Here is a 2,725-nt window from a genome sequence, read left to right as displayed (position 1 = left end):
GGCCGGGCGTGCTCGCGGCCGCGCACGCCGGGCGGGTGGCGCTGGCCAACGCCCCGGGCAACGGGGTGGCCGACGACAAGGCGGTCTACGCGTTCGTGCCGGATCTGGTGCGTTACTACCTCGACGAGGAACCGCTCGTCCCGGGCGTGCCGACCTACCTGTGCGGCGTCCCCGCCCAGCGCGAGCAGGTCATGGACCGGCTGGCCGACCTGGTGCTCAAACCGGTCGACGGCTTCGGTGGGCACGGCGTGTTCATCGGCCCGCAGGCCACCCCCGCGGAGATCGACGCGGTCCGCCGCCAGGTGCTCGTCGCGCCGCAACGCTGGGTCGCGCAGGAGTTCGTCGCGCTGTCCACCCACCCGGTCGTCGAGGCCGACCGGCTGGCACCCCGGCACGTGGACCTGCGGGCGTTCGTGCTGCTCTCCCCTGACGGCGGGGTTGTGGCACCCGCGGCTCTGACCCGGGTCGCCCCCGAGGGCAGCGTGGTCGTGAACTCCTCGCGCGGGGGTGGCGCCAAGGACACCTGGTTGCTCGGGGCCGGCCAGCCGGCGCCCGAGTCGGCGCAGGACGGACAAGGAGGACGCCGTGTGCGGACTGGCCGGTGAGCTCCGCTTCGACGGGGCACGCCCCGACCAAGAGGCGGTCGCGCGCATGGCGGACCGGCTCGCCCCGCGCGGGCCGGACGCCGCCGGGTCCTGGGCAGACCACCGGCTGGCGGTGGCGCACCGTCGGCTGAAGATCGTCGACCTGTCTGAGGCGGGCGCGCAGCCGATGACCGACGAGCAGCACCGCACCGTGATCGTGTTCAACGGCTGCATCTACAACCACGACGACCTGCGGGCGGAGCTGGCGCGGTGCGGGCACCGATTCGTCTCCCGCTCGGACACCGAGGTGATCGCAAAGGCCTACTCGGAGTGGGGCATCGGCTGCGTGGACCGCTTCTACGGCATGTTCGCCTTCGCCCTCTACGAGCTGGACTCCGGCCGCCTGGTCCTCGGCCGGGACCGGCTCGGCATCAAGCCGTTGTACCTCGCGCAGGACGGGCAGCGGCTGAGGTTCGCCTCCACGCTGCCGGCGCTGCTGGCCGGTGGCGACGTGGACCGCTCGATCGACCGGGTCGCGCTGCACCACTACATGTCCTGGCACTCGGTGGTGCCGGCGCCGCGGACGATCCTCGCCGGCGTGCGCAAGCTGCCGCCCGCGACGGTGCGGGTCGTCGAGGCGGACGGCAGCAGCACCGACCACCGGTACTGGGACCCGCCGGCAGCGCGCCCGGCCGACGGCCCGAGCACGCCCGAACAGTGGCAGGACGCGGCGTTGGACACGCTGCGGGCCGCGGTCCGTCGACGGATGGTCGGCGACGTGCCGGTCGGGGTGCTCCTCTCCGGCGGCCTGGACTCCAGCCTGATCGTCGCCTTGCTCGCCGAGTCCGGGCAGACCGACCTGAAGACCTTCAGCATCGGCTTCGAGGGCAGCGCCGGGGAAAGCGGCGACGAGTTCGGGTACTCCGACCTGGTGGCGCGCAAGTTCGCCACCGACCACCACCAGATCCGGATCGCGACCCCGGACCTGCTGCCGGCGGTGGAGCGCGCGGTCGCGGCGATGAGCGAACCGATGGTCAGCCACGACTGCGTCGCGTTCCACCTGCTCTCCGAGCAGGTGTCCCAGCACGTGAAGGTGGTCCAGTCCGGGCAGGGCGCCGATGAGATCTTCGCGGGCTACGACTGGTACCCGCCGCTGGCCGACGTGCCGCGCGAGCAGGCCGTCGAGGCCTACGCGAAGGTGTTCTTCGACCGCAGCCACGCGGGGATGGCCGACTTGCTCGCGCCGGCGTGGCAGCAGGAGGCCGACGTCAGCCTCGCGTTCGTGCGCGAGCACTTCGCCGCGCCCGGTGCCACGCAAACCCTCGACGCGGCACTGCGCCTCGACGCGCGGATCATGCTCGTCGACGACCCGGTCAAACGCGTGGACAACATGACGATGGCGTTCGGGCTGGAGGCCCGGGTGCCGTTCCTGGACCAAGACTTGGTCGAGCTCGCGGCGCAGTGCCCGCCGGACCTGAAGCTGGCCGAGGGCGGCAAGGGCCTGCTCAAGCGCGCCGCCCGCGGCATCGTGCCCAACGAGGTGATCGACCGACCCAAGGGCTATTTCCCGGTGCCCGGGGTGCGTCACCTCTCCGGTCCGCTGCTGGAGCGGGTCCACGACGCGCTCACCTGCGCGGAGGCCCGCGACCGCGGGCTGTTCCGGCCCGACGCGGTCGCCCGCCTGCTCGCCGACCCGAACACGGAGCGCACCACGTTGGGCTCCAACGTCACTTGGCAGCTGGGTCTGCTGGAGTTGTGGCTACAGGACGTCCTGGCGTGAACGAGCGCAGCGAGCGAACCAGTGGGCACAGCACCGTCGGGAACGGCGAGACCGAGCGCAGCGAGGTTAAGTCGTGACCGCTCATGTCAACGCGGTCCCCGGCGATGCCTACGCGACGTGGGCTCCGACCTTCGGCCCGGACGGTCACTGCGTCGCGTGCATCTCCGACCGGGGCGGCGAGCCGCAGGTGTGGCTGCCGACCGAGGGCGAGGCGCCCTGGCAACTCCTGCCTGCACCGCTGCACCGCGTGGTCGGCGTCGCGGCGGACCCGACCGCGACGTGGCTGGGCGTCGTCACCGAGTCGGACGCCTCGTCGTGCCACCAGCTCTGGGTCGTCCAGCCCGACGGCGGCGGGCTGCGG

General features: G+C 72.7%; 2 protein-coding genes and 1 pseudogene. All 3 read left to right on the top strand.

Annotated elements, in window-relative coordinates; genetic code table 11:
* Positions 1-605, top strand: a 605-nt coding sequence (locus tag H0X00_RS23265; protein ID WP_293775198.1) for a circularly permuted type 2 ATP-grasp protein, incomplete at its 5' end; no start/stop codon positions are given.
* Positions 586-2,364: an N-acetylglutaminylglutamine amidotransferase gene (locus H0X00_RS23260; RefSeq protein WP_293775197.1), complete on the top strand. Its 1,779-nt coding sequence runs from the start codon at positions 586-588 to the stop codon at positions 2,362-2,364. The genes H0X00_RS23265 and H0X00_RS23260, both read left to right, overlap by 20 nt.
* Positions 2,365-2,437: 73 nt before the next feature.
* Positions 2,438-2,725, top strand: a pseudogene (locus tag H0X00_RS23255) (hypothetical protein); the annotation flags it as partial.

The sequence above is a fragment of the Sporichthya sp. genome, assembly GCF_013815995.1.
Lineage (GTDB): Bacteria > Actinomycetota > Actinomycetes > Sporichthyales > Sporichthyaceae > Sporichthya.
This window is presented reverse-complemented; position numbering and strand designations above follow the sequence as displayed.